A 26211-nucleotide genomic window follows, 5' to 3' on the forward strand; every position below is an offset into this window, starting at 1 on the left:
CTCAGCCGCGGTCGGGCTCCCGGCCGGTGGAGACGGTCAGTTCGATGACCATCTCCTCGGGGTCGAAGGGCTCACCGCGTGCCGGGGTCTGGTTGACCACCATGTTCTCGCCCAGCAGCACCTCGTCCTTGTAGACGAGGTTCTCCTCGTACCGCCAGCCGGCCGAGCGGATGCACTCCTTCACGGAGTTGATGTGGAAGCCGTAGAAGTTGGGGGTCGACTTGGCGCCGGGGCTCGCGTCCTGGTCCCAGTAGTTGTTGGCGTGCACGCAGGACGTCGCGTCGATGACCTTCTCCGGGTCGCCCTCCTTGAAGCGGGGCTCCCGTTCGGTGTCGGGGTCGGTCACCTCTTCGGCTCCCGTGTCCGAGCCGCCGCCCGCCTCCGAGCCGTCCTCGCCGTCGCCGTCCAGCAGCGTGAAGACGGCCACCGTCGCGACCACCGCGATCGCCACCACCGCCGCGATCACGACGCCCACCGCACCGCGCCGCCCGCCGCCCGCACCGGCGGCACCGCCGCCGGGTGACACCGGCACGGTGGGGGTGATCGCGTACGGCGCGGGGGTGCCGGGGCCGTGGCCCGGCTGCGGGTAGCCGTACCCGCCGGGCGCGTACGGCGAGGCGAGGGGCGTGGCCGGGTTGGCCTGCGCGACCGACGGCGGGGTCGGGGCGCCGAACTGCGGGTACACCGACGCGGCTATCCCGGCCCCGCTGTTGCCGGCCGCCGCGGCGGCCGGGTCGATGCGCGGTGCCTCGCCGCTCAGCGTGCCGGCCACCCGCAGGCACTCGGCGCGCAGTTCCTCGGCGGAGGGGAAGCGCTCGTTGGGGTTCTTCCGCAGCGCCCGGCCGACCAGCGCGTCCACCGCGGGCGGCAGCGCCGTGTTCACCGTGGACGGAGCCGGCGGCTCCTCCTGCACATGCGCGTACGCGATGGCCAGCGGATTGTCCGCGTCGAACGGCAGCCGCCCGGTGAGCAGCTCGAACAGCATGACGCCCACCGAGTACAGGTCGGAGCGGGCGTCCACGCCGCGCCCCAGCGCCTGCTCGGGCGACAGGTACTGCGGGGTGCCGACGACCATGCCGGTCTGGGTCATGGCGGTGCCGCTGGACTGCATCGCCCGCGCGATGCCGAAGTCCATGACCTTCACCGTGCCGCCGCGCTTGGCGATCATCACGTTGCCGGGCTTGATGTCGCGGTGCACCAGCCCCATCTCGTGGCTGATGTCCAGCGCGGCCAGCACATCGGCGGTGATCCGCAGCGCGGTGGCGGCCGGCATCGCCCCGTACCGTTCGACGTCCTCGTCCAGGAGGTCGCGCAGCGGCCTGCCCTCGACGAACTCCATCACGATGTAGGGGACGGGGGACTCGCCCTGCAGGTCCTCGCCGGTGTCGAAGACCGAGACGATGTTGGTGTGGGTGAGCTTGGCGACCGACTGGGCCTCGCGCTTGAAGCGCTCCCGGAAGTCCCGCTCGCTGCCCAGCTCGGAGTGCATGGTCTTGATCGCGACCTGCCGCTCCAGCACCGTGTCCCACGCCAGGTGCACGGACGCCATGCCGCCGCGCCCCAGCAGGGCCCGCAGCACGTAGCGCCCGCCGCCCACCGTGCGGCCGGTCAAGTCCGCAGGCGGACGGGCCTGGTCATTCATCGGTACTGATCCCCCTAGGCATATGGAGTGTTCCGGGCGCGAAAGGCCCCGGATCCCCGCCCGTATCATACGGACCCGCGTTCCGGGCTCGGCGTGGCGGCGGATAACGACCGCATCAATACTCAACTTGTCAGCGCCACCCCCGAACGGGTTTGATGGCGATTGGACACGCGGCGACAACGGCGAGGACTGATGGCACAGGAGCAAGGCGCGTCGGGCCCGGGCGGGGAAGAGGCCGGGGGGACCGCCAGCGAAGTGCCGGACTCTCCCGAGATGTGGGGAAATGCCGGGTTGGTGGGTGAGGGCCGTTACCGGCTCACGCACCGCCTGGGGCGCGGCGGCATGGCGGAGGTGTTCGCCGCCGAGGACGTGCGCCTGGGCCGTACGGTCGCCGTCAAGCTGCTGCGCGCCGATCTCGCCGAGGACCCGGTCTCCAAGGCCCGCTTCACCCGCGAGGCCCAGTCGGTGGCCGGCCTGAACCACCACGCGGTGGTCGCCGTGTACGACTCCGGCGAGGAGACCGTCGGCCGCAACGTCGTCCCCTACATGGTGATGGAGCTGGTCGAGGGCCAGACCATCCGGGAAGTGCTGATGGGCGCCGAGCCGCCCACCGTCGGCCAGTCCCTGCACATCGTCTCCGGCGTGCTGGAGGCGCTCGCCTACAGCCACCAGCACGGCATCGTGCACCGTGACATCAAGCCCGCCAACGTCTCCCTCACCGACTCCGGCGCGGTGAAGGTCATGGACTTCGGCATCGCCCGTGCCCTGCACGGCGCGGCCCAGACCATGACGCAGACCGGCATGGTGATGGGCACCCCGCAGTACCTGTCGCCCGAGCAGGCGCTCGGCAAGACCATCGACACCCGCTCCGACCTGTACGCGGTCGGCTGCATGCTGTACGAGCTGCTGGCGCTGCGTCCCCCGTTCGTCGGCGAGACCCCGCTGTCCGTCGTCTACCAGCACGTCCAGGACATGCCGGCGCTGGCCTCCGAGGTCAACCCGCAGGCGCCGCCGGAGCTGGACGGCCTGGTGATGCGCTCCCTCGCCAAGGACCCGGACGACCGGTTCCAGACGGCCGAGGAGATGCGCGCGCTGGTGCAGTACGCGGTGCGGATGCTGGAGGAGCACGGCAGTCACACCGCCGGGCTGTGGAACACCGGCTCGGTGACGCCCGGCGGCACCCCGCCGATGGGCACCCCGGCCGCCTCCCGCAACGACGCGCCGACCAGCGCCATCCACACCTCGCCGCTGCTGCTGGGCCACCCCGACGCGGGCGGCGACGGGTACGACCGGTACGACGGCGGCGCCTCGGGCCGGCGCGGCCGGCGCGGGATGATGATCGTGGTGGCGGTGCTCGCCGTGGTGGGTATCGGGGTGGGCGCGGTGATCGCCGCCAACCTCGGCGACGACGGTGGGGAGAAGCCCCCGGTCGACAACGAGCAGGTCATCGACCCCACCGGTGAGGCCGACGATCCGGCGGACGACGAGGAGGCCGACACCACCGAGGAGGACCCGCCCGCCGACGACGACTTCCAGTGGAACCCGGGCGGCAGCAACTCCAGCGGCGGCGGCAGCGGCACCTGGGACCCGCCGGCCAACGAGGACCCCGACGAGCCGACGGACCCCGAGAACACGGACACCGGCTCCCCCGACCCCACCGACACCACGGCGGGCAACGGCTCGGAGGACACCGAGGGCGCGGCCGGCGAGAACAACGGCGCCGACGGTGCCGACCAGGGCGGGAGCGAGACGGACCCCGCGGGGGGCAACGCGACCGGCGACACAGGTGACGGCGGGCAGGACCCGTCCGGCGGCACGCCGGGTACGCCGGGCGGCAGCCCTGCGGGCGGCGGCGAGAGCGGTGCCCTCATCGAGGGTTCCTCCAACTGACCCGGCCCGGGCCCTGCACCGCCTTGACCGTCCGTACGTCCGCACGTCCCGCCGCAGGGGAGTTATCCGGCCGTGCGGCCCTGCACGCCCTGACCCGGCGGTACGGGACGGGCGAGCCGCTGTCCTGCCAGCCGCTGTCCGAGGGGCTGCTCAACCGCGGCTACCGGCTGGCCACCACGCGGGGCCGGTACTTCCTCAAGCAGCACCTGGCCGGTGACCCCGACACGGTCCTGCCGCTGCCCCGCCAGCACCGCGCCACCGCCGAACTGGCCGCCCTGGGCCTGCCCGTCGCCCCGCCGCTGGCCGACCGCGACGGCGCCACCGTCACGCTGCTGGCCGGCCACTGCTTCGCGCTGCACCCGTGGATCGACGGGCGGCACCGCGGCGGCGGCGACTTGGGCCGCGCGGACTGCCGGCGGCTGGGCGCGCTGCTGGGCCTGGTCCACCGGGCGCTGGAACGGGTCATACTGCGCACGGCCCCCGCGGGCACGGCACCGGCCACCGGCCGGGTCACCGCAGCCTGCCCGCACGAGACGCACCAGGTGATCGACGATCTGCTCGCCCGGGTACGGCACCGGCCGCGCCGCAGCGGCTTCGACGAGCTGGCCGAGCACCGGCTGCTGGAGCGGCGCGCGCTGCTGCGGCGGTACGGGGGCCTGCGCCCGGGGGTGACCGAGATACCCGCGGCGGGGTGGGTGCACGGCGATTTCCACCCGCTGAACCTGCTGTACCGGGCGGAGGGGCCGGCCGATCCGCTGGCGATCATCGACTGGGACCGGCTGGGGATACGCCCGCGCGCGGAGGAGGCGGTACGGGCGGCGGCGATCTTCTTCCTGCGGCCGGACGGTTCGCTGGAGCTGTCCAAGATCAGCGCGTACGCCCGTGCCTACCGCATCGCGGCGGGCGCGGATCCGGCGGAGCTGGCGGCGGCGGTGCACCGGGTGTGGTGGGAGCGGCTGAACGACTTCTGGATGCTGCGCTGGCACTACGAGCGCGGCGACACCCGCACCGATCCGCAGTTCGCGGCGGCCTCGGCCCTGGTGGTGTGGTGGACCGGGCACCGGCGGTCGGTGCGGGACGCCTTCTGCGACTAGGCCCTGTCCGGGCGATCTTCTTCGGGCCCGCGACGCCATACACGGCACCTCGCTGCGTTACCGCATCGCGCGAATACGGCCAAGTATGAGCTGCGATCCGGTGCCTTGCGATGCACCGCGTCTGACGTCGCGGGCTGATCCTCGAAGATCGCCCGGACAGGACCTAGCCGCGCGGGCCCGCGTCGCCGCGCGGGTCAAGGTCGCGTGGTTCTGGGCCGTGGTACCCGGCCAGCAGGGGGCGCGGGAGCGGGCCCTTGATGCGGATGCCGCTCTCCTTCTCCTCCCAGGCGTGCGCCAGGATGCCGACGCTGCGGGAGAGGACGAACAGGCCGCGTCCCAGCTCGGGCGGGAAGCCGAGTTCGGCGTAGATGATGGCGGTGGCGCCGTCGATGTTCATCGGGACGGGCCGGGTCCGTCCCTCGGCCAGCGCCGCTTCCAGCGCGAGGCCGGCCGCGAGCGCGTCCCCGGGCACCTCGCCGCTCTCCACCGCCCGCGTCACCAGGGCGAGCAGCGGGTCGCGGCGCGGGTCGCGGGGGTGGAAGCGGTGCCCGAAGCCGGGGAGGTACGTCTTGTTCGCCCGGTACTCGGCGACGACGGCGCGGGCGTCGTCCCCGCCGGTGATGCGGGCCAGTACCTCCATGCACTGCTGGCCGGCTCCGCCGTGCACGTCGCCGAGCAGCCCCGCGCCGGTGGCGACGGCGCTGTTGAGGCCGACGCCGCAGGTGGCGGCCATCCGGGCGGCGGCGATGGACGGCGCCTGCGGGCCGTGGTCGACGGCCGCCACGAGCGCGGCCTCCAGCAGCCGGCCCTGGACGGGGGTGGGCAGGTCGCCGCGCAGCAGCAGCCAGATCTGTTCGGCGAAGGTGATGTCGCCGATGAGCTGCTCGACGGGGTAGCCGCGCAGCAGGATCTCGCCGGGGCGGATGCGGCTGACGGCGGTGGACCAGTAGTCGGTGACGGCGGCCTCGGTGCGGTCGGCCGTGCGGTCGGCCGTGGTGTCGCGCGGGCTGCCGGTCGCGGTGCCGCCGGTGCTGTCGGCGTGCTCGCTCATATCGCGCCCCGTTCCCTGAGTTCGTCGATGTCCGCCGTGCTGTAGCCGAGTTCGGCGAGGACGGTGTCGGTGTGTTCGCCCAGCAGTGGCGGCCTCGCCGGTGGCACCGGGGGCGCGCCGTCCACCCGCAGGGGCCCGCCCAGGACACGCAGCGGGCGGTCCCGGTCGCCGGGGAAGGGCAGTTCGTGGACGAAGTCCCGTTCCGCGAGCTGGTCGAGGTCCAGCGCGTCGGGCACGGACAGCACCCGGGCGGCCGGGACCCCGGCGGCGGACAGGATCTCCTCCCACGCGGCGGCCCCGCGTGCGGCCAGCGCCGACTCCAGCTCGGCGCGCAGCTCCTCGCGGTGCGTCTTGCGGTCGGCGGGGTGCGCGAACCGTGCGTCGGTGATCAGGTCCTCCCGGCCGGTGAGCCGGCACAGGGTGGCGTACTGCTGCTGCCGGTTGGCGGCGATGTTGAGGTGTCCGTCCGCGGTGCGGAAGGTGCCCGAGGGGGCGGCGGTGAAGTTCTCGTTGCCCATCGGCTGCGGCGCGCGGCCGGTGATGAGGTAGTTGGAGGTCACCCAGCCCAGGGCGGTGAGCGCCGACTCCAGCATGGAGACGTCGACGAACGCGCCCTCGCCGGTCCGCCCGCGGCGTACCAGGGCGGCGGTGACGGCGTACGCGGCGGCCATGCCGCCCAGGGTGTCGGCGACCGGGAAGCCGGCCCGCAGCGGCGCGGTGTCCGGGGTGCCGGTGACGCTCATCATGCCGCTGAGGCCCTGGATGATCTGGTCGTAGGCGGGCCGGTCGCGCAGCGGTCCGGTCTGGCCGAAGCCGGAGATGGCGCAGTAGACGAGCCCGGGGTTCTCGGCGCGCAGCGTCTCCCAGCCCAGGCCGAGCCGGTCCAGGACGCCGGGGCGGAAGTTCTCCAGCAGGACGTCGGCGGTGCGCACGGCGCGCAGCAGGGCGGCGCGGCCCCCGGGGTCCTTCAGGTTGAGGGTGAGGGAGCGCTTTCCGCCGTTCTGGGCGAGGAAGGAGGCGCCCAGCAGGTCCTCGGACAGGGCGCGGTCGGCGCCGAGCTGGCGGGCGAGGTCGCCGCTGCCGGGCATCTCGACCTTGATGACGTCGGCGCCCTGGAGCGCGAGCTGGTAGCCGGCGAACGGGCCCGCCAGGACGTTGGTGAGGTCCAGGACGCGGACGCCGTCGAGCAGGGGGGTGGGGGTCGTCATCAGGCGGTGCCTCCGATCGAGCCGAGGGCGGTGAGCGCCCGCGCGGTGTCCAGCAGGGCGGGGACGAAGCCGGCGATGGCCTCGTCGGTGAACCGGACGGTGGGCCCGCCCAGCGCGACGGCCGCCACCAGCCGGCCCGTGGCGTCGAAGACGGGGGCGGCGGCGCCGGACACCCCGGGCTCGCGCTCGCCGTGGCTGACGGACCAGCCGCGGGCGGCGGCGCGCCGCGCGCGTTCCCCGAGGGTGCCGGCCCATTCGCGGTGCGGTCCGTGGGCGGCGACGGCGGCGATCTCGGCGGGCTCGGCGCGGGAGAGCAGGACGTGCGAGGCCGCGCCGGCCCACAGCGGCATCTCGGCGCCGACCCGCACGACATGGCGCAGGGTGCGGTTGCCCTCGTGGCGGGCGACGCAGACCCGGACGTCGCGCTGCCGTACGTACAGGCCGATGCTCTCGCCGCCGCTGGCCTCGCTCAGGTCGCGCAGCCGGTGCAGGGCTTCCTCGGGCAGCTGCCAGGTGGTGCGGGCGAGTTCGGCCCAGCGCAGGAGTCCGGGGCCGGGGACGGTGCGGCCGTCGCCGCGGCTCCACAGCAGGCCGCACTGTTCGAGGGTGTGGACCAGGCGCACCACGGTGGACTTGGGGAGACCGGTGGCGGTGACCAGTTCCCGGACCGTGCGGCTGGGGTGTTCTGCGTCGTAGAGGGCGAGCAGATCCACGGCGCGTTGCACGCTGCGGACCCCGCCCTGGTCGGTTTCCGGCATGGCGGCATCACATCATTGAACCGCTGAACGGCACAAGTGTTCCATCTAGTGGTACGGGCAGGTCAGCGCCGTACCGTGGCCAGCGTCGGGGTCAGCCGCAGATAGTGCGGGGCGGCGGGGTGCGGGGGGAAGGCGCCCTTCTCGCCCGGCGAGGGGACCAGCGCGCGGGCGGTGCCGATCACCTGCACCCCCCAGGGGTGCAGCGACTCGCCGGCGTCCCGGCTGTTGGTCTCGTACGCCACCACCGTGCCGTCGATCAGCCGTCCGCCCTCCAGGGCGCCGGCGGCGATGCGCAGCAGCACCGTCCTGCCGTCGTCCGCCAGCCGGTGCCAGGCGGGGACGATGTACGGCAGGGCGTGCCGGGTCACGGCGGCCCGGCCGTGCGGGGCGCGCGGCAGCAGCCGCAGGGCCTCGGTCAGCTGGTCATCGGCGGGTGGAACGGCATACATGTCCCCCACCCTGCCCGCGCGCGCCACGCGCCCACACGGGGGAAAGGTCCCGGGGGCGGGGGGCGAACGGCCCTATTCCGGGCCGCCGCCCGTGCTGCCCGCGCCGCGCCGGCTCTCCCGCTCGGCCTGCCGCCGGGCGACGAACGCGGCGGCCTGGGAACGGCGTTCCATGCCCAGTTTGGACAGCAGGCTGGAGACGTAGTTCTTGATGGTCTTCTCGGCCAGGTGCAGCCGCTCGCCGATCGCCCGGTTGGTGAGCCCCTCGCCGATCAGATCCAGGATCCGCCGCTCCTGGTCGGTCAGCCGGGCGGTGCGGTCGTCGGGCGCCTCCTCGGTGGTGCCGCCGCGCAGCCGTTCCAGTACCCGCTGGGTGGCGACCGGGTCCAGCAGGGACTTCCCGGCGGCGACGTCCCGCACCGCGGACAGCAGTTCCGTGCCCCGGATGGCTTTCAGGACGTAGCCGGCGGCGCCCGCCATGATCGCGTCGAACAGGGCCTCGTCGTCCGCGTAGGAGGTGAGCATCAGGCAGGCGATGGACTCGTCGCGCGAGCGGATCTCGCGGCAGACCTCCACCCCGCTGCCGTCCGGGAGGCGGACGTCCAGGACGGCCACGTCGGGGTGGGTGGCCGGGATCCGGACCAGCGCGTCGGCGGCGGTGCCGGCCTCGCCGACCACCTCGATGTCCGATTCCATCGACAGCAGCTCGTGCACCCCGCGCCGGACCACCTCGTGGTCATCAAGCAGGAATACGGTGATTTTTCCGTCTTCGGGCACGGGCTCAGTCTCACACAGCTCCCCGGACGCCGCCCCGCATCACCCGTGCATCACCCTTCCGCTGCGCCGGGTGGCGGGGATAACGTGCGAATGTCCCAGGCACTTGCGAGGCTGTGACCACGGTGTTTTCCGCGGATCTTCCCCACCACCCGCGATTTACTTGGAAATCCAGGTAAATCCGCAGGTCAGGGGTGGTTTCGCGGCTTGTGAGCACAATGGGTACCGTGCTTCTAGCGGGCCGCCGGACGGGACAATCCAGTACCGCTCGGATCCGTCCGCGCCGCACCCGACCCCGTGCGCCGTACGGGGCCGAGCGAGCCGCACTGGCTGCCCGGACGACCCCGGGAGCCGGACCGACGGAGGAGCAAGTGACCGTGGAGAGCACCGCCGAACGCGGCACGCCGCGCCGTGGCACCGCCGCCAAGAAGACGGCCGCCAAGAAGACCGCGGCGAAGAAAACCACCGCGAAGAAAACTGCGGCCAGCAGGGCGCCGGCCAAGAAGACCGCGGGCAAGAAGGCGGCCCCCGCGAAGGGCACCGCGCAGCGGACGGCCCCGGGCACGGCGGGCGGCGTCCCGCAGGACCGGCCCGCCATGGTCCAGCTGCTCACCCCCGAGGGTGAACGCGTCGAGCATCCCGACTACACGCTGGACCTGGACGCCGACGGGCTGCGCGGCCTCTACCGCGACATGGTGCTCACCCGCCGCTTCGACGCCGAGGCCACCTCCCTCCAGCGCCAGGGCGAGCTGGGCCTGTGGCCCTCGCTGCTGGGCCAGGAAGCCGCCCAGATCGGTTCGGGCCGGGCCCTGCGCCCGGACGACTACGTCTTCCCCACCTACCGCGAGCACGGCGTCGCCTGGTGCCGCGGGGTGGACCCCACCAACCTGCTGGGCATGTTCCGGGGCGTCAACCACGGCGGCTGGGACCCCAACAGCAACAACTTCCACCTCTACACGATCGTCATCGGCTCCCAGGCCCTGCACGCCACCGGCTACGCCATGGGAGTGGCCAAGGACGGCGCGGACTCCGCCGTCATCGCCTACTTCGGTGACGGCGCCTCCAGCCAGGGCGACGTGGCGGAGGCGTTCACCTTCTCCGCCGTCTACAACGCGCCGATCGTCTTCTTCTGCCAGAACAACCAGTGGGCCATCTCCGAGCCCACCGAACGGCAGACCCGGGTGCCCCTCTACCAGCGCGCGGCCGGCTACGGCTTCCCCGGGGTGCGGGTGGACGGCAACGACGTGCTGGCGGTGCTCGCCGTGACCCGCGCCGCCGTCGAGCGCGCCCGCTCCGGCGAGGGCCCGATGCTGGTCGAGGCGTTCACCTACCGGATGGGCGCCCACACCACCTCGGACGACCCGACCCGCTACCGCCCGGACGACGAGCTGGCCCAGTGGGAGGCCAAGGACCCGATCCTGCGGCTGCGCCGCCACCTCGACCTGACCGGCGCGGCGGACGACGCCTTCTACGCGGCGGTCGAGGAGGAGAGCGACGCGCTGGGGCGCCGGGTGCGGGAGACCATCCGCACCATGCCGGACCCCGACAGCATGGCCATCTTCGAGAACGTGTACGCGGACGGCCACGCCCTGGTCGACGAGGAACGCGCCCAGTACGCCGCGTACCTCGCCTCGTTCGAGCCGGAGGAGAACTGACATGGCCGACTCGGCGACAGCCAAGCTGCCGATCGCGAAGGCGCTGAACACCGCGCTGCGCAACGCCCTGGAGTCCGACCCCAAGGTCCTGGTCATGGGCGAGGACGTCGGCAAGCTGGGCGGCGTCTTCCGGATCACCGACGGCCTCCAGAAGGACTTCGGCGAGGAGCGGGTCATCGACACCCCGCTCGCCGAGTCCGGCATCATCGGCACCGCGATCGGCCTCGCGCTGCGCGGCTACCGGCCGGTGGCGGAGATCCAGTTCGACGGTTTCGTCTTCCCCGCCTACGACCAGATCGTCACCCAGCTGGCCAAGATGCACGCGCGCTCGCTGGGCAAGGTCAAGCTGCCGGTCGTCATCCGCATCCCGTACGCGGGCGGCATCGGCGCGGTGGAGCACCACAGCGAATCGCCCGAGGCGCTGTTCGCGCACGTCGCCGGGCTCAAGATCGTCTCCCCCTCGAACGCCGACGACGCCTACTGGATGCTGCGCCAGGCCATTGAGTGCGACGACCCGGTGATCTTCTTCGAGCCCAAGTCCCGCTACTGGGACAAGGGCGAGGTCAACACGTCCGGCATCCCCGGGCCGCTGCACGCGGCGCGCGTGGTGCGCCCCGGCTCCGACCTCACCCTGGTGGCGTACGGGCCGACCGTGCGCACCGCGCTCCAGGCGGCGGCGGTCGCCCAGGAGGAGGGCCGGTCGGTCGAGGTGATCGACCTGCGCTCGATCTCCCCGATCGACTTCGACACCGTGCAGCGCTCCGTGGAGAAGACGGGGCGGCTGGTGACGGTGCATGAGGCGCCGGTGTTCTTCGGGGCCGGGGCGGAAGTGGCCGCGCGGATATCAGAACGGTGCTTTTATCATCTGGAAGCCCCGGTGCTGCGGGTGGGCGGCTTCCACTCCCCGTATCCGCCGGCGCGACTTGAGGAGGACTACCTCCCCGGGCTCGACAGGGTGCTCGACAGTGTCGACCGCTCGCTGGCGTACTGAGAGAGGCTGAGGAGCGTCGTGACGATGGCTGCTGTGACCCAGCGCTACCGCGAATTCAAGATGCCCGACGTGGGAGAGGGCCTCACCGAGGCCGAGATCCTCAAGTGGCACGTTCAGCCCGGCGACACGGTGAGCGACGGCCAGGTGGTCGTGGAGGTCGAGACCGCCAAGGCCGCCGTGGAACTGCCCATCCCCTTCGACGGGACGGTGCGCGAGCTGCTGTGGGCGGAGGGTGACACCGTGGATGTCGGCTCGCCGATCATCACGGTGGACACCGCCCCGGGTGAGCCGGAGGAGGAGCCGGCCGGCGCCGCGCCGGAACCGGAACCGGCGGCGGAGCCCGCGCCCGCAGCCGAGCGGCCGGGGGAGGAGCCCGGGCCGGAGAAGCCGCCGGCCCGGCAGCCGGTGCTCGTCGGCTACGGAGTCTCCACCGCCGCCACCAAGCGCCGCCCGCGCAAGGCGCCGGTGGCCGCCGTACCGGAGCCGGCCGCCGCACCCGAGCAGGAACCCGAGCGGGCTCCCGCACCCGCGCCCGCGTCGGTGCCCGCCGCCGCCGGCGGCAAGCCGCTGGCCAAGCCGCCGGTGCGCAAGCTCGCCAAGGACCTGGGCATCGACCTGCGGGTGGTCCGGCCGACCGGCCCCGAGGGCACGATCACCCGCGAGGACGTCCAGGCCGCCGCCGCCCCCGCGCCGCAGCCGGCCGACACCGGGGCCGTACCCGAGCCGGAGCGGGAGACGGAGCCCGCGGCCCCCGTCCCGGTCCCCGGCGAGCGGCGCGTCCCGATCCGGGGCGTGCGCAAGGCGACCGCCCAGGCGATGGTGGGCAGCGCCTTCACCGCGCCGCACGTCACCGAGTTCATCACGGTCGATGTCACCCGCACCATGAAGCTGGTGGCCCGGCTCAAGGAGGACCCGGACCTGGCGGGCGTACGCGTCAACCCGCTGCTGATCATCGCCAGGGCGCTGCTGGTCGCGCTGCGCCGCAACCCCGACGCGCACGCCGCCTGGGACGAGGCCAACCAGGAGATCGTCTACAAGGACGCCGTCAACCTGGGCATCGCGGCGGCGACCCCGCGCGGGCTGCTCGTTCCCAACATCAAGGACGCCGGCCGCATGTCGCTCGCCGAGCTGGCCACCGCGATCGGCGACCTGGTCGCGACGGCGCGCGAGGGCCGTACCACCCCCGCCGACATGCAGGGCGGCACCGTCACCATCACCAATGTGGGGGTCTTCGGCGTCGACAGCGGCACCCCGATCCTCAACCCGGGGGAGTCCGCGATCCTCGCCGTCGGCGCGATCAAGGCCCAGCCCTGGGTGCACAAGGGCAAGGTCAAGCCCCGCCAGGTCACCACCCTGGCGCTGTCCTTCGACCACCGCCTGATCGACGGTGAACTCGGCTCGCGGCTGCTGGCCGACATCGCGGGCGTCCTGGAACACCCCAGGCGGCTGCTCACCTGGGGCTGACCGCCCCGGGGCGGTCACACCGGAACAGCGGAAAGGCGCCGGCCCGAAGGGGGGCCGGCGCCTTTCCCGTTTCTCGTGGGTGTCGCCTGTCAGAGGTAGGGACCCGAGCGTGCCGGGCCGTGCGGATCGGCGGGGTGCTCACCCTCGTCGGGCAGCGCCCCGGGCGGCAGCGCCCGGCGCATCTGCTCCAGCTGGGCGCGGGCCGCCATCTGCTGGGCGAACAGCGCCGTCTGGATGCCGTGGAAGAGCCCCTCCAGCCAGCCGACCAGCTGTGCCTGGGCGATCCGCAGCTCCGCCTCGGTGGGCAGCCGGTCGTCGGTGAACGGCAGCGAGAGCCGTTCCAGCTCCTGCACCAGCTCGGGGGCGAGACCCTCCTCCAGCTCCTTCACGGAGCTGGAGTGGATCTCCTTGAGCCGGTACCGGCTGGCCTCGTCCAGCGGGGCCGCCTTGACCTCTTCCAGCAGCTGCTTGATCATGCTGCCGATCCGCATGACCTTCGCCGGCTGCTCCACCATCTCCGTCACGGGAACCTCGGAGTGCTCATCGCCGCCGCCCTCGCCATCGCGCGGGGCGGCTCCGGCGAGCGCCATGCCGTCCGGCCCCACGACCAGGACCTGCGGGCTCTGGTTCTGGCTCTCCTGAGAGGGTTCATTCCTCGGCTGAGTCATACCTCCATCATGCAACGAAGGTCACCCCGCGCGTCGGGCCAGGGTCACCCGGGAGCGGGTGAGCAGCGCGGCGAAGACCAGCGCGATGAGCGGCACCACCACGATGAGCTGGCCGAACGTCTCCCACGGCAGCGCCAGGTGCAGCTCGGGGCGCTCGCCCGAGTCCCAGCCCTCCGCGACGGACTCCTCCCACCAGGTGAGCCGGTCGCGGTGGTCGGCGAGCAACAGGCCCACCGCCGGGATGAGCCCCGAGACGCATCCCAGCACCACCCCCATCGCGGCGATCATCCCGCACTGGAGTCCGGAGAGGGTACGCCGGATGCGCGGTGCCGCGCCGACCGCCGCGAGGGTGGCCAGGTCCGCCTCCGAGTCGGCCTGGGCCAGACCGGTGGCGATGCCCGCCGCGCCCAGCGCGATGACGGTGGCGGCGAGGGCGACGATCAGCAGCGCCATCGAGTTGTCGGCCTTGAAGCCGTTCTCGATCGTCCACTCGGTGGAGCCGGCCGTCAGGTCGCCGATCTCACCGCGGAACGCCTGCTCCTCCGCGCTGGTGGGCACGTGCGAGGTGGCGTAGTAGGTGCCGGTGAACGTGGCGGCCAGGCCGGCCTTCTCGGCGGTCTCCGGGGTGATCAGCGCGTCGATGCCGTAGCCGTGGCCCTCGGCGAGCACGCTGCCGGGCAGGGTGACGACGGTGTCGGGCTTCTCGGTCTCCCAATTCTCGTACAGGTGGAGGGTGACGGTCCCGTCGTCCTCGATGCGGTTGGTGTCGAAGGCCAGGGCCCCGCCGTTCTCCAGCGCCTCCCGGTACTCGGGGCGGTCGATGCCCAGGACCTTGAGGATCTCGGCGTCGCCCACGGCCACCGAGCCGAGGTTGCTCAGGCCCCAGCCGCCGTCGTTGTTCCACGTGCACCGCTCGTCCTGGCGGAGTGCGCGCTTCTCCTCCTCGGTGTGGTTCGCGTCGTCCTCCCAGAGCGGGCAGACCTTCTCGGGCGGGGTGACCACCGCGATGTAGCACTCGGAGAGGTTGTTGCCCCACTCGTCGCGGGCGCCGGATCCGCAGGCGGGCAGGGCGGGCACGGCCGAGGCCAGGTCGGCGCGGTCGGTGACGGGCAGCGTCTTGTCGGCGGCGGCGCGCAGCGGGTCCAGCTGGCTCTCGCCGGCGTTCCACACGGTGAGCGCGACGGTGCCGTCCGGCAGGTCGGGGATGTACCCGGCGCGCTGTTCCGCCTCGCCGCTGGCGACGATGGTGGCGATCGCGACCGCACCGGCGGTGGCGGCGAGCACGGCGGCCACGGCGGGCGCCGTACGGCCCCGGTTGCGGGCGGCGTCGCGCATGGCCAGGCGTCCGGACAGCGGGAGGAAGCGGGCGAGCCTGCCGAAGCCGCCGACCAGCATCGGGGTGAGCGCCACCAGGCCGAGTTCGGCGATGATGGCGCCGGCGCCGACCATCTCGGCGGCGCTCATGACCAGGCCGCCGTACAGGGCGAGGGCGATACCGGCGACGAGGGCGATGGTTCCGGCGATCGGCAGCGCCCGGCCGCCGCGGCGCACGCCCTTGGTGCCGGTGAGCGACTCCAGGACGGAGGAGCGGGAGGCGTTGATGGCGGGGATGAGGGCGGCCAGGGTGCCGATGAACACGGCGAAGGCCGCGACGCCGAGCAGTTCCACCCAGCGGAAGTCCCAGGCGCCGAACCGGGCGCCGTTCATGTTCTCCAGGAAGGGCCTGCCGAGGAAGACGGCGAGGATGCCCAGGATGATGCCGACCACGGCCGCCGCGGCGCCGAGCACGACCCCGCTGGAGAGCATGATGGCGCGCAGTTGGGCCTGGTCGCCGCCGTTGGAGCCCACCAGGCCGAGCTGGCGGCGGGAGCGGCGGGCGCCGACCGCGAAGGCGGGTCCTGCCAGCAGGCAGATCTCCAGGACGACCAGGGCGACGGCGACGCCGAGCACGGCGTAGAGCTCGCCGTCCCCGCCCGAGTCCCAGCGGTGGTAGTCATCGCGCTGGACCAGCGGGATCTCGCTGTCCGCCGGCGGGTTCAGGTGCACCTGGCGGGAGAGGACCTGCAGCCCGTGGGTGTTGGCCTCCATGACCGTGTCCCAGCTGACGCCCCCGTCGACGGCGACCAGGTAGCGGGCGTCGTCCCCGCCGTCCTCGCGGGGCAGCAGCGGCAGCAGCGTGTCGTTGAGCGCCAGCAGCTCATCGGACTTCAGATCGTTGGGCAGTTCGTAGGAGCCGGTGATGCGGACGGTCCGGTCGATCTCGGGGAGTTCGGCGTCCTCCCCGACCCGCAGCCCCGTGTTCGTCAGGAACTGCTCGGTGGCGGCCACCTCACCGGGGCCGGTCGGCCACTCACCGCTGAGCAGGGTGTACTTGCCCCGGCTGAGCGGGTCGGCTGGGTCCGTCTCCTGGATGTCCGCCCACATGACGCCGTAGTCGGTGGTGACGTCGGCGTAGCCGGTGCGCTCGCGCAGCACGGTGGCGCCGTCCGGGAGGTGATCCTCGACGCGGAAGTCGCTGGGTCCGGTCCCGGCCTCGGGCTGCTCGCCGCGGGTGTTCTCCTCCTCCTCCCAGGAGGAGGACCACAGGTCGTCGTTGGTCGGGTGCTGCATGATCGGGGCGCCGGCCTCGTACACCTGGTACTCGGCGTCGGCGGTGCCGATCTGGCGGGCCAGGCTCTCCTCGGTGGAGAGCTGGTTGGTGCGCACGGCCAGGTCGGCGCCGGCCACGCCCAGGATGGGCAGCGCGATCATGGCCACGACCAGGGCACTGCGGCCCTTGGCGCGCAGCGCGTCGCGGCGGGCGATGCGCAGCCCGAGCCGCCAGCGGTTGAGCGTGCGATTCACTGCGCCACCTCGCCGGTGAGCAGCGACTCGGCGGACGGGGAGACGGTCTGGTCGACCATGGAGCCGTCGCGCAGGAAGACGACGCGGTCGGCCCAGGCCGCGTACCGGGACTCGTGGGTGACCATGACCCCGGCGGCGCCCTGGTCACAGCGCTTGCGCAGCAGGGCGAGCACGGCCTCGCCGGTCTCGGAGTCGAGGGCGCCGGTGGGCTCGTCGGACAGGACGAGGCGGCGGTCGCCGACGAGGGCGCGGGCGATGGCGACGCGCTGGCGCTGGCCGCCGGACATCTCGTCGGGGAAGCGGTCGGCGACCTCGACGAGGTTGATCTCCTCCAGCGCGACGAGGGCTTCCTTGCGGGCGGCGCGGGCGGATATGCCGTCGAGTTCGCGGGGGAGCGCGATGTTCTCGGCCGCGGTGAGGGCCGGGATGAGGTTGTAGTCCTGGAAGACGTAGCCGATGCTGGTGCGCCGGATCTTGGCGAGCTGGCTCTTGGTGAGGGCGCCGAGGTCGGTGCCCTCGATGAGGACCTGGCCGCTGGAGGCGGTGTCCAGGCCGCCGGCCAGGGTGAGCAGGGTGGACTTGCCGGAGCCGGAGGGGCCCATGACGGCGACGAACTCACCGGCCCGGACGGTGAGGTCGATGTTGTCCAGCGCCTGGACGGTGGTGACGCCGGTGCCGTGCGTGCGGCTGAGGGCGCGGAGCTCCAGGATGGGCGTGGTGCCGTTGGCGGCGGTGTTCGGGCTGGTCATGCGGTGTTTCCCCCGGTGATGTGGTGGTGCTCGCGGTGATCGGTGTGCTCTGCGTGGTGGACGGTGTCGTCGGCGCCGTTGTCATCGGGCTCGGTCCCGGTCAGCGGCCTCGCGGGGCGCCGGGCCGCGAGGCGCAGCAGCCGGGACTCGCAGTGGTCCAGCCAGCGCGCCTCGGCCTCGGCGGAGAAGATGAGTTGTTCCAGGACCAGCAGCCAGGCGATCTCCTCGCCGGACTCGGGGCCGCCGTCGGCGAGCGCCTGGGCCTTGAGGCGGGTGTAGTCCTGCATGGCCTTGAGGGTGTGGCGGCGCTGGGACTGGATGATGCCGGCCACGTCGACGCCCTCGGTGCCCACGGCCATGGCGAGCTTGATGGCGAGTTCGTCGCGGGAGGGGTGGGTGCGGTCGACGGGCTGCCGGTACCATTCGGCGAGTTCGCGGCGGCCGGCCTCGGTGATGCGGTAGCGCTGCTGCTTCCCGTCGCGTTCACCGGCGGGCTCGATGAGGGTGTCGCGTTCGAGGCGGCCGAGGGTCGTGTAGACCTGGCCGATGTTGAGCGGCCAGGTGGCGCCCGTGCGGGACTCGAATTCGGCGCGCAGCTGGGAACCGTACTTCGGGCCGTAGTCGAGGAGGGCCAGCAGGCCGTAGCGGATGGACATACCGCGTATGTATACCGAGTATGTTCCGCCCTTGGCAAACCGGCGGGCGTCTTGTTACGCCTTAGATACGCCGCAGTCGCAGAGCCAGGACACCAAGACCCGCGCCCAGGCAGGCCAGTCCGGCCCCGAGCGGCAGGACGGGCAGCACCTCACCGCCCCGTACCACCGGGTCGGCCTCGCGGTACGGGACCGGCTCACCGCGCTGCTGGCCGACGCTGTGGTCCGTGGCCCCGTCCGCGTGGGCGGCCGGGGCCGCCAGTGCGAGAAGGGTGGCGAGCGCCGCCGCGATCATGATGACTTCCGTCCACACCCACACCCTCACGGCGCTCGATCCTCCGTAGACCGTCCGATGATGTAACCAGCGTCACATATGCGAAGGAAACGGGCATCTTGAACACGGGGAAAATCTCAGGGTGTCAGGATGATCTTCCCTGTGTGGCCGCTGCGTTCCACGATCCGGTGCGCCTCGCCCGCCTCGCTCATCGGCAGCTCGCGATCCACCACGGGACGCACCCGCCCCTCCTCGATCAGCGGCCACGCCCCCTCGCGCACCGCCGCCACGATCTCCGCCTTCCCTGCCGCCGGGCGGGCCCGCAGCGAGGTGGCGGTGACGGTGCCGCGCTTGGCGAGCAGCGCCCCCAGGTTCAACTCGCCCTTGCGGCCCCCCTGGAGCCCGATCACCGCGATCCGTCCCCCGGTCGCCAGCGCCCGCAGATTGCGGTCCAGATACTGCGCCCCGACGATGTCCAGCACGAGATCGCAGGAGTCCGCCAGCACCCGCGCGAAGTCCTCCTCCCGGTAGTTGACCAGCACCTCGGCCCCCAACTCCCGGCACACCGCCAGCTTCTGCGCACTGCCCGCGGTCACCGCGACCCGCGCGCCGCGGGCCACCGCCAACTGGATCGCCATCGTCCCGATCCCGCTGCCCCCGCCGTGCACCAGCAGCGTCTGGCCGGCCCGCAGCCCGCCCTCCCCCATGAACACGTTCGACCACACCGTGCACACCACCTCGGGCAGCGCCGCCGCCTCCACCAGGGACACCCCCGCCGGCACCGGCAGCAGCTGCCCGGCCGGCACCACCACGCGCTCCGCGTACCCGCCGCCGGCCAGCAGCGCGCACACCGGCTGCCCCACCGACCAGCCGCGCACCCCGGCCCCGACCGCCGCCACGGTGCCCGAGCACTCCAGGCCCGGATACGGCGAGGCCCCGGGCGGCGGGTCGTAGAACCCCTGCCGCTGGAGCAGGTCCGCCCGGTTCACGCCGGCGGCGGCCACCTCGACGAGCACCTCCCCCTCGCCGGGAGCCGCCGGCTCCGCCACCTCGTCCCACACCAGCGCCTCGGGTCCGCCCGGCTTCGTGATCGTGATCGCTCGCATGCCCCGACGCTATCGCCGATCGCCCGCCCCGGCCGGGGACGCCCCAGCCGTTCACGGGACGGGCACGGTCACCTGGGCACGACGGGGTGCGGGCGACGGGTGCGGGCGCGGTGGCGTCGGGGCGGTCGTCAGCGGCGCGGGATGCGCCAGGAACCCGGGCCCTTGCGGGGCTTGCCCCGCTCCCCGTCGGGCGGCACCGGCAGCGTCTCCTCCGCCTCGCGGATGCGGTGGATGACCACCAGCCGGTCCGTCAGCTCCAGGGTGGCCGCGTCCGGGTGGTCGAAGGGCAGCAGGCGGTGGCCCCGTATGACCGAGACGACCAGGTCCTCGACCTCGCGCGGCGAACGGCCCGCCTCCGCCTTGGTGACCGGCCGCTCCCGCAGCGACAGCCCCTTGCCCTGCTGGATCAGGTCCTCCATCACCGCGCCGCTGCTCGGGCTGATCATCGACAGGCCGAGCAGCCGGCCCACCGCGCTGGCGCTGGTGATCACCGAGTCCGCGCCGGACTGCTTGAGCAGCGGCACGTTCTCCTCCTCGCGGACCGAGGCGACGATCTTGACCGTCTTGCTGAGCTGGCGCGCGGTCAGCGCGACCAGCACGGCGGTGTCGTCGCGCTGGGTGGAGATCACGATCTGCCGGGCCCGGTCCGCCCGCGCCCGTACCAGTACGTCGCTGCGGGTCGCGTCGCCGACCACACCCGCGTAGCCGGCGGCGTTGGCGGCGGCCACCACGCCCTTGCTCGGGTCGACCACCACGATCTGGTCCTGGGTCAGCCCGGTGCTCATGAGGGTCTCGGCGGCGCTGCGGCCCTTGGTGCCGAAGCCGACGATGACGGTGTGGTCGCGCAAGATCTTCCTCCAGTGGGCCAGCCGCCACTGCTCGCGGGTGCGCTCGGTCAGGACCTCCAGTGTCGTCCCGACCAGGATGATCAGAAACAGTATGCGCAGGGGTGTGATGAGGAACGTCGTCAGCAGCCGCGCCTTGTCGCTGACCGGCACGATGTCGCCGTAGCCGGTGGTGGAGAGCGAGACGGTGACGTAGTAGAGGGAGTCGAGGAAGCCGACCGGCTCCCCGGTGATGTTGTCCCGGTACCCGTGCCGGTCGAAGTAGACGATGACCACGGCCGCGGCCATCACCGCCGTCGCCATGAACAGCCGCCGCACCACCTGGAGCAGCGGCCCGCCGAGCGAGCGCGGCAGATGGACGCCGTGCGACTGGTCGTCGACGTCACCGCGCTGGGGCGCGACCGTGGGGAAGGCGGCGAGCCTCGGCAGTCTCATGCCGGCGGGAGCTCCAGAAGCTGGACCGGGTCGTGGGGGGCGACCCCGCCCGGTGGGACGACCGCGAGGGCGGAGGCGGCGGCGATGCCGCGGAGCATGGCCGGACCCGCGTAGTTCAGCGGCACCGCGACGCCCGCGCCCCCGCCGCTGCCGCCGTCACCGGCCGGGCAGCGTACGGGCACCAGGTGGGTGTCGGTGCGGTGGCCGCCGAACGCCTCGCCCGCGGTGGCGGTGCGGGTGACCGGCGGCATCCGGCCGGAGAGCGCGTGCAGCAGCGGCGCGGCGAGGGTGAGCAGCCCGGCGACGGCGGCGAGCGGGTTGCCGGGCAGGCCGACGACGGGCGTGCCGTGCTCGGGGAGTTCGGCGAGCAGCATGGGGTGGCCGGGGCGGACGGTGACGCCACTGATGAGGGTGGTGGCGTCCAGGGCGCGCAGGGTGGACCGCAGATGGTCGACGGGGCCCGCGGCCGTACCGCCGGTGGTGACGATGAGGTCGGCGCGGCTGGTCTCGATGGCCTCGCGCAGCGCGTCGGCGTCGTCGCCGAGGCGGCGGGTGACCAGGACCTCGGCGCCGAGGGCGGCCAGCCAGGGGCCGGTCATCGGGCCGAGCGCGTCGCGGATGCGGCCGTCGTGCGGCAGGCCGTGGTGCAGGAGTTCGTCGCCCAGGACGAGTACTTCGGCGCGCGGGAGGGGGTGCACGGCGAGTTCGTCGTAGCCGGCGGCGGCTGCCAGGCCGAGGGCGGCGGGGGTGAGGCGGGTTCCGGAGGGCAGGAGTTCGGCGCCGGAGCGGCACTCCTGCGCGCGGGGGCGGATGTCGGCGCCGAGTCGGGGGAGACGGCCCTGCAGCCGGCTGCCGCGGGCGGTGGCGTGTTCGGCGCGGACGACGGCAGTGGTGCCCTCGGGGACGCGGGCACCGGTGGCGATGCGCAGCGCCTGGCCGTCGCCGAGCCGGGTGGGGTGCCCGGGGGCGCCGGCCAGCAGACCGGGGCCGCCGGCGAGTTCCCAGGGGCCCGGGCCGTTGACCGCCCAGCCGTCCATGGCGGAGGTGTCGAAGGCGGGCAGGTCGGTGAGGGCGGTCAGCGGGGCGGCCAGGGTGTGGCCGAGTGCGCGGTCCAGGGGGAGCCGGCGGGGGGTGAGCGGGACGGCGCTGCGGTACGCGACGGTGCGGGCCGATTCCCAGGTGTGCGGGGGTACGGGGCGCTCGTCGGGGGCGCGCGGCGGGTCGGGGATGACGGGCGCGGCGGGGCCGGCCGGGGTGGTGGGGCGCTCGTGGGCGGGGCGGGGGTGGCGCTCGTGCGGGCGGTGGCCGTTGGCGAGCGCGAGGGCGTCGTCGAACTCGTCGGTCATGCGGGGTGCCCTTCCTTCCCTTCCGGACCCCCTGATGACGTCCCGGCGGACGCCCCCGGCCCCGCCTGGCCCTGCCCGCCCCGGCCCTGGTCGTCCTGTTCCTGCTCGTCCTGTGCGTTCCCGTGCTGCGCGTTCCGTTGGCGCACGGCTTCCCCGCCCGGGGTCTTCCCGGGGTCCTCGCCGGAGTCCTTCTCGGCCTCCCAGCGGGCGGCGAGCGCGGTGACCCGGCGGGCGGCCTCGGCGGGGGTGATGCCGTGCTTGGCGGCGGCGTACCCGATGAGGAAGGTGGTCAGCGGCGCGGCCGGGCGGGCGACCGCGTGGGCGACGTCGCGGGCCGTGTCGAGCAGCACGGTGCGGTGTTCGCCCGGTTCGATGTCGAGTTCGGTGGCGGCGGCGGCGATCCATTCGTCCAGCACGGTCCCATGCTCCTTGATCCGGTCCCGGGCGGTGGCGATCTCCGCCCAGGTGTCGCAGTCGAACGTGGTGGTGGCCCCGGCCAGCCGGTGCAGGTCGAGGGCCGGGAGCAGCGTACGCAGGGGGGCGTGCCGGGTGGCGGGCAGCGCCCCCAGCGCGGCGCGCAGGGCAGCGGTGCGGTAGACGGCGGTCAGGGGCTGGTCGCGGCCGTCGGAGTCCTGGAACAGCACGCCGTCCGCGTCCGGGGGGAGGGCGCCGATGAGGGTGCGCGGGGCGGCGGGGGTGAGGAAGGGCAGGTCGGTGGCGAGGACGGCGACGAGGGGGGCGGTGGCGTGGACGGCTCCGGCGGCGAGCGCGGCGAGCGGGCCGCCGCCGGGCGGCTCCTCGCGCACCCAGTGGACGGGGTGCCGGGTGGGACGGGGCGGGCCGACGACGATGGTGCGGCCCGCGTCGCGGCAGGCATCGAGCACGCGTTCGAGCAGCGGCCGGCCGCCGACCGTCACCGCCGCTTTGTCCACGCCGCCGAGGCGGCGTGCGGCGCCGCCGGCGAGCACGATCGCGTCGAACGCGGGATGGTCGGCCGTCACGTTCCGCACTGTAGACGAGGGGTGGCGGCCGGAGGGGGCCCTGTCCGGCCATCTCGCGAACAGGGCCCTTTCACTCTCCGGAGTGATGACGCAGAGACGATGTACAACTACTCTGAGTAGCGAACGATCGACGCGGGGTGGGTCCGCCGCCCCGGCGATGTTCTTCCGAGGAGTTGAGTGTGATGGGGTCTCGTCTCGCCGCCGTGGCCGGTCTGCTGGCGATCGCCGTGGGTTCGGGGGTGGGCCTCGCCGCCCCGGCCTCCGCGGCGCACGGGGAACTGCGCGGCAAGCACTGGTTCGTGACCAATCCGAGCGGCTGCGTCAACGTCCCCGAGCTGCCGCTCAAGGTCTACAACTTCACCAATGAGTACGCCCTCGTCTACCAGAACCGGGACTGCACGGGCGCGATCGCCGAAGTCATCGCACCCGGTGGCACGTCCGGCGACTTCTCCGCCTCGATCGGCAGGTCCGTATGGGTCGACTGAGGGGCGGGCCGTGATGTCGTGGCGCGTCAGTTCTCGTTCAGCCAGGCGAGGGCGATGACCATGCCGTCGAACCGCCGGCCGGCCGGGGCGCGTACGGCGGTGCAGGCCGTCCGCAGGCCACTGGTGCGGTGGGGGGCCTCGCCGTCGCGGTAGAAGTACGTGAGCTGGTTCGCCGTCGCCCTCGCGCGGTCGCCCGCCGCGACGTCGTCGCGGCGGTGGGAGAGCTCGTCGAGCGGGGTCACGTCGACCGGACACCCGACCCGGAGCACGGACGGCGCAACAAGGTGCCCCTCACCGAGGAGGGGCTGCGGCAGGTGCGGCGCATGGACGAGGTGCTCGACGGGGCGCAGGACGACCTGCTCACGCCGTTGTCGGCGGGAGAGCGGCGGACGCTGACCCGGCTGCTCAGCCGGGTTCTGGGCGGGCACGAGACGAAAGGAGAGGAGGACAGGTGAGGTGACCGCGTGCGCGAACCCGGGGGCGGCGAGCCGGGGATGCCGTGCCTGGTACGGGCGTTGACGGGTTCGGGCCGTCGGTGCGGCAGTACGCTGCCGGGATGACCGCTGCGCCGAAGGACCGGACACCCCCGATCGGCGAAGACGACCGCGACACGGCCGTGCGACGTCTGCACGAGGCGTATGCCGAGGGGCACCTCTCCCACGAGGAGCTGGACCGGCGCCTGGATCAGGTGCTCACCGTCACGACCCGGGGCGAACTCGACTCGGCCCTGGCCTCGCTCCCGGCCCAGAAGGCGCCCACCACTGCCACGATCGCCGCGGCGGGCGGACGGATCCGGCGGCGCGGCGCATGGCGGGTGCCGCGGAACCTCAAGGTCGAGTCGGCGTTCGGCAAGGTGCGTCTGGACCTGTCCCGGGCGGTCATCGAGCACGCGGTCGTCGACATCGAGCTGCAACTCGGTTACGGAGGGGCCAGGATCACGGTGCCGCGCGACGCGGTCGTGGACCTGGACGCTCTGACCACGGGGTGGAAGGACTCGCTCTACACGATCCGGCGGCCCTCCCGCCCCGGTGGGCCGACGATCCGGATCACCGGGACGATGGGGTTCGGCCGGCTGAGGGTCCGCCACGCGCGGCGCCGCTGAGGCGGCACCGGGCCGTTACCGCACGCGGCCGTCCCGTGCGGCACTTCGTGAATCGGGCCGCTCCCCCCGGCCTCCGGCCTGGGTGCCCCCCGGGGGGCGGTACTCCCCGGCTGATGCCGGGAGGTGACCCGGTCGCCTCGCTCAAGGCGCCGGGGCGTCCTCGGGGTGGTGTTCTCCGGGCAGTTCGCCAACGTGGCGAGGGCCCCCGGCCTTCGGCCGGAAGGCGCCCCCCGTAGCCGGGGGCGCGGCCCGGCGAAGGTCCGAAAGGAGACGGCTTCAGAGATCGGCGAGAAGGGAGAGTGGGGATTCCACCCGGTCGGCCACGTGACGCAGGAAGCCTCCGGCGACCGCGCCGTCGCAGACGCGATGGTCGAAGGTGAACGACAGCTGGACGACATGACGCAGGGCCAGCTCACCTTCGTGGGCCCACGGCTTGGGGATGATCCTGCCGACGCCGAGCATGGCCGCCTCGGGGTGGTTGAGGATCGGGGTCGAGCCGTCGACGCCGAACACCCCGTAGTTGTTGAGGGTGAAGGTGGAGCCGGTGAGTTCGGCGGGGGACAGTGTGCCGGCGCGGGCGGTGTCGGTGAGGCGGGCGAGTTCGGCGCCCAGTTCACGGGTGGTGCGCGTGTGGGCGTCGCGCAGGACGGGGACCAGCAGACCGCGGTCGGTCTGGGCGGCGAAGCCGAGGTGGACGGCGGGAAGGGTGACGATTTCGTTGGTGGAGGCGTCGAAGGTGGCGTTGAGCTGTGGATAGCGGGCGAGGGCCGCGACGCAGATCCGGGAGAGGAGGGCGAGCAGCGGGAGTTCGGTGGCACGGCGGGCGGCGAGCAGTTCTGTGGCGTCGGCGTCCACCCAGCAGGTGGCGTCGGGGATCTCGGTCCTGCTGCGGCTGAGCTTGGCGGCGGCGGCAGCCGCGATACCGCGCAGCGGAGTCCGCAGCGCCGCCCCGGCCGGGCCCTGGCCGGGTGGGGACGCCGGTGCGGGGGCTGGCGGTGCGGTGCATGCCGTGACGTCGGCCCGCAGGATCAGGCCGTCGGGCCCGGAACCCTTCACGGTCCGCAGGTCGATGCCGTGGTCACGGGCGAGCTTGCGCACCAGCGGCGAGATCACCGCGACCGCCGACCGGGCGGGGGACGAGGAGGAGGCGGAGGGAGGGGGCGGGGGAGGGGCCCCGGGGGAGGTGGTGGTGCCGGTGCCGTAGCCCACCAGAACCTGACCGGAACCGCCGCCGGACGGTTCGCCGTTCGGAGGGACGGTGTGCGTTCCGTGGCCGTTCGCCCCCTGCGCACCGTTCTCCCCGTGCGCGCCGTGCGCCCCGTGCGTGCCGTCGGTGGCGGCCGTGGCGCCGGTGGCTGTGACGCCGCGCGGTGCGGCGCCGCCCGGGTTGGTGCCGGTGCCGTGGGGCGCGGCGGTGTTGCCGCCGGCCGGGCTCGCGCTTGCCCCGGTGCCCGAGACCGGGCGCGGTCCCGGGCCGGGGATGGTCGCCGGGTGGGCGACGCTGATCAGGGGGGAGCCGACCGGGATTTCCTCGCCGGCCGCGCCGAAACGCTCGGTGACCACGCCCGCGTAGGGGCAGGGGACCTCGACCATCGCCTTGGCGGTCTCGACCTCCACCACCGGCTGGTCGACCGTCACCGCCTCGCCGACCTCCACCAGCCAGCGCACGATCTCGGCCCCCGTGAGGCCCTCGCCCAGGTCCGGGAGGAGAAACGTCTCGGTCATGGCGT

General features: G+C 73.5%; 25 protein-coding genes. 8 read left to right on the top strand and 17 right to left on the bottom strand.

What is annotated here, in order from left to right; genetic code table 11:
- Position 1 precedes the first annotated feature (1 nt).
- Positions 2–1642 carry a protein kinase domain-containing protein gene (locus ACTFAP_RS14610; protein WP_495681046.1) on the bottom strand — a complete coding sequence of 547 codons (1641 nt, stop codon included), beginning with the start codon at positions 1640–1642 and terminating at the stop codon, positions 2–4.
- Between the two features lie 192 nt (positions 1643–1834).
- Here ACTFAP_RS14610 and ACTFAP_RS14615 point away from each other — a divergent pair, with 192 nt between their 5' ends.
- A complete protein-coding gene (locus ACTFAP_RS14615; protein ID WP_495681047.1) occupies positions 1835–3532 on the top strand; it encodes a protein kinase domain-containing protein in 1698 nt (565 codons plus the stop codon).
- A 23-nt stretch (positions 3533–3555) separates the two neighbouring features.
- Entirely contained in the window at positions 3556–4626 is a 1071-nt protein-coding gene (locus tag ACTFAP_RS14620) for a phosphotransferase (RefSeq protein WP_495681048.1), read from the top strand.
- A gap of 163 nt (positions 4627–4789) precedes the next feature.
- Here ACTFAP_RS14620 and ACTFAP_RS14625 read toward each other — a convergent pair whose 3' ends face one another.
- The 5 genes from ACTFAP_RS14625 to ACTFAP_RS14645 form a co-directional block, all read right to left on the bottom strand.
- Positions 4790–5677, bottom strand: a complete 888-nt coding sequence (locus tag ACTFAP_RS14625; protein WP_500466522.1) for a citryl-CoA lyase — start codon at positions 5675–5677, stop codon at positions 4790–4792.
- A complete protein-coding gene (locus ACTFAP_RS14630; RefSeq protein ID WP_495681050.1) occupies positions 5674–6885 on the bottom strand; it encodes a CoA transferase in 1212 nt (403 codons plus the stop codon). The genes ACTFAP_RS14625 and ACTFAP_RS14630 overlap by 4 nt, the downstream gene beginning before the upstream one ends.
- The gene (locus ACTFAP_RS14635; RefSeq protein ID WP_500466523.1) at positions 6885–7643 is read right to left on the bottom strand and encodes an IclR family transcriptional regulator; all 759 of its coding nucleotides are present in this window, start codon (positions 7641–7643) and stop codon (positions 6885–6887) included. Before ACTFAP_RS14635 ends, ACTFAP_RS14630 begins: the two co-directional genes overlap by 1 nt.
- Positions 7644–7705: 62 nt before the next feature.
- Entirely contained in the window at positions 7706–8092 is a 387-nt protein-coding gene (locus tag ACTFAP_RS14640; RefSeq protein ID WP_500466524.1) for a pyridoxamine 5'-phosphate oxidase family protein, read from the bottom strand.
- Positions 8093–8164: 72 nt separating this feature from the next.
- Positions 8165–8866, bottom strand: coding sequence for a response regulator (locus tag ACTFAP_RS14645; RefSeq protein WP_390115761.1), 702 nt, complete (start codon positions 8864–8866; stop codon positions 8165–8167).
- A gap of 368 nt (positions 8867–9234) precedes the next feature.
- Here ACTFAP_RS14645 and pdhA point away from each other — a divergent pair, with 368 nt between their 5' ends.
- Genes pdhA through ACTFAP_RS14660 form a run of 3 tightly spaced genes read left to right on the top strand, consistent with a single transcriptional unit; the run spans position 9235 to position 12973 of the window.
- A complete protein-coding gene (pdhA, locus tag ACTFAP_RS14650; RefSeq protein WP_500466525.1) occupies positions 9235–10518 on the top strand; it encodes a pyruvate dehydrogenase (acetyl-transferring) E1 component subunit alpha in 1284 nt (427 codons plus the stop codon).
- Between the two features lies 1 nt (position 10519).
- Positions 10520–11509 (top strand): alpha-ketoacid dehydrogenase subunit beta, encoded by a 990-nt coding sequence (locus tag ACTFAP_RS14655; protein ID WP_386537693.1) that lies wholly within the window; start codon positions 10520–10522, stop codon positions 11507–11509.
- Positions 11510–11533: 24 nt separating this feature from the next.
- Positions 11534–12973 carry a dihydrolipoamide acetyltransferase family protein gene (locus ACTFAP_RS14660; RefSeq protein WP_500466526.1) on the top strand — a complete coding sequence of 480 codons (1440 nt, stop codon included), beginning with the start codon at positions 11534–11536 and terminating at the stop codon, positions 12971–12973.
- An 89-nt stretch (positions 12974–13062) separates the two neighbouring features.
- On the opposite strand, the gene ACTFAP_RS14665 is transcribed toward ACTFAP_RS14660, so the two are convergent.
- From ACTFAP_RS14665 to ACTFAP_RS14705, 9 genes are all read right to left on the bottom strand, one after another.
- Entirely contained in the window at positions 13063–13641 is a 579-nt protein-coding gene (locus ACTFAP_RS14665; protein ID WP_390115768.1) for a bacterial proteasome activator family protein, read from the bottom strand.
- Between the two features lie 21 nt (positions 13642–13662).
- The gene (locus ACTFAP_RS14670) at positions 13663–16485 is read right to left on the bottom strand and encodes an ABC transporter permease family protein (protein ID WP_500466527.1); all 2823 of its coding nucleotides are present in this window, start codon (positions 16483–16485) and stop codon (positions 13663–13665) included.
- Positions 16482–17234, bottom strand: a complete 753-nt coding sequence (locus ACTFAP_RS14675) for an ABC transporter ATP-binding protein (RefSeq protein WP_500466528.1) — start codon at positions 17232–17234, stop codon at positions 16482–16484. Before ACTFAP_RS14675 ends, ACTFAP_RS14670 begins: the two co-directional genes overlap by 4 nt.
- The gene (locus ACTFAP_RS14680; RefSeq protein WP_495681058.1) at positions 17231–17890 is read right to left on the bottom strand and encodes a helix-turn-helix transcriptional regulator; all 660 of its coding nucleotides are present in this window, start codon (positions 17888–17890) and stop codon (positions 17231–17233) included. Before ACTFAP_RS14680 ends, ACTFAP_RS14675 begins: the two co-directional genes overlap by 4 nt.
- Positions 17891–17951: 61 nt before the next feature.
- Entirely contained in the window at positions 17952–18212 is a 261-nt protein-coding gene (locus ACTFAP_RS14685) for a hypothetical protein (protein ID WP_500466529.1), read from the bottom strand.
- An 86-nt stretch (positions 18213–18298) separates the two neighbouring features.
- On the bottom strand, positions 18299–19267 hold the full coding sequence (locus ACTFAP_RS14690) for an NAD(P)H-quinone oxidoreductase (protein ID WP_500466530.1): 969 nt from the start codon (positions 19265–19267) through the stop codon (positions 18299–18301).
- Between the two features lie 128 nt (positions 19268–19395).
- A complete protein-coding gene (locus tag ACTFAP_RS14695) occupies positions 19396–20547 on the bottom strand; it encodes a potassium channel family protein (RefSeq protein ID WP_200365890.1) in 1152 nt (383 codons plus the stop codon).
- The gene (locus tag ACTFAP_RS14700) at positions 20544–21893 is read right to left on the bottom strand and encodes a molybdopterin molybdotransferase MoeA (RefSeq protein WP_500466531.1); all 1350 of its coding nucleotides are present in this window, start codon (positions 21891–21893) and stop codon (positions 20544–20546) included. Before ACTFAP_RS14700 ends, ACTFAP_RS14695 begins: the two co-directional genes overlap by 4 nt.
- The gene (locus ACTFAP_RS14705; RefSeq protein WP_495681062.1) at positions 21890–22894 is read right to left on the bottom strand and encodes an NTP transferase domain-containing protein; all 1005 of its coding nucleotides are present in this window, start codon (positions 22892–22894) and stop codon (positions 21890–21892) included. Before ACTFAP_RS14705 ends, ACTFAP_RS14700 begins: the two co-directional genes overlap by 4 nt.
- 182 nt (positions 22895–23076) lie before the next feature.
- Here ACTFAP_RS14705 and ACTFAP_RS14710 point away from each other — a divergent pair, with 182 nt between their 5' ends.
- Entirely contained in the window at positions 23077–23379 is a 303-nt protein-coding gene (locus tag ACTFAP_RS14710; RefSeq protein WP_390115786.1) for a hypothetical protein, read from the top strand.
- A 26-nt stretch (positions 23380–23405) separates the two neighbouring features.
- Here ACTFAP_RS14710 and ACTFAP_RS14715 read toward each other — a convergent pair whose 3' ends face one another.
- The gene (locus tag ACTFAP_RS14715; protein ID WP_500466532.1) at positions 23406–23621 is read right to left on the bottom strand and encodes a nuclear transport factor 2 family protein; all 216 of its coding nucleotides are present in this window, start codon (positions 23619–23621) and stop codon (positions 23406–23408) included.
- A gap of 42 nt (positions 23622–23663) precedes the next feature.
- On the opposite strand from ACTFAP_RS14715, the gene ACTFAP_RS14720 reads away from it, so the two are divergent.
- Together ACTFAP_RS14720 and ACTFAP_RS14725 are read left to right on the top strand one after the other, a co-directional pair.
- On the top strand, positions 23664–23834 hold the full coding sequence (locus tag ACTFAP_RS14720; RefSeq protein ID WP_500466533.1) for a hypothetical protein: 171 nt from the start codon (positions 23664–23666) through the stop codon (positions 23832–23834).
- A gap of 101 nt (positions 23835–23935) precedes the next feature.
- Positions 23936–24481, top strand: coding sequence for a DUF1707 SHOCT-like domain-containing protein (locus ACTFAP_RS14725; protein ID WP_500466534.1), 546 nt, complete (start codon positions 23936–23938; stop codon positions 24479–24481).
- A gap of 276 nt (positions 24482–24757) precedes the next feature.
- Here ACTFAP_RS14725 and ACTFAP_RS14730 read toward each other — a convergent pair whose 3' ends face one another.
- Positions 24758–26206, bottom strand: coding sequence for a dihydrolipoamide acetyltransferase family protein (locus ACTFAP_RS14730; protein ID WP_500466535.1), 1449 nt, complete (start codon positions 26204–26206; stop codon positions 24758–24760).
- Positions 26207–26211: the final 5 nt, after the last annotated feature.

Source organism: Streptomyces sp. PH9007, from assembly GCF_059813725.1.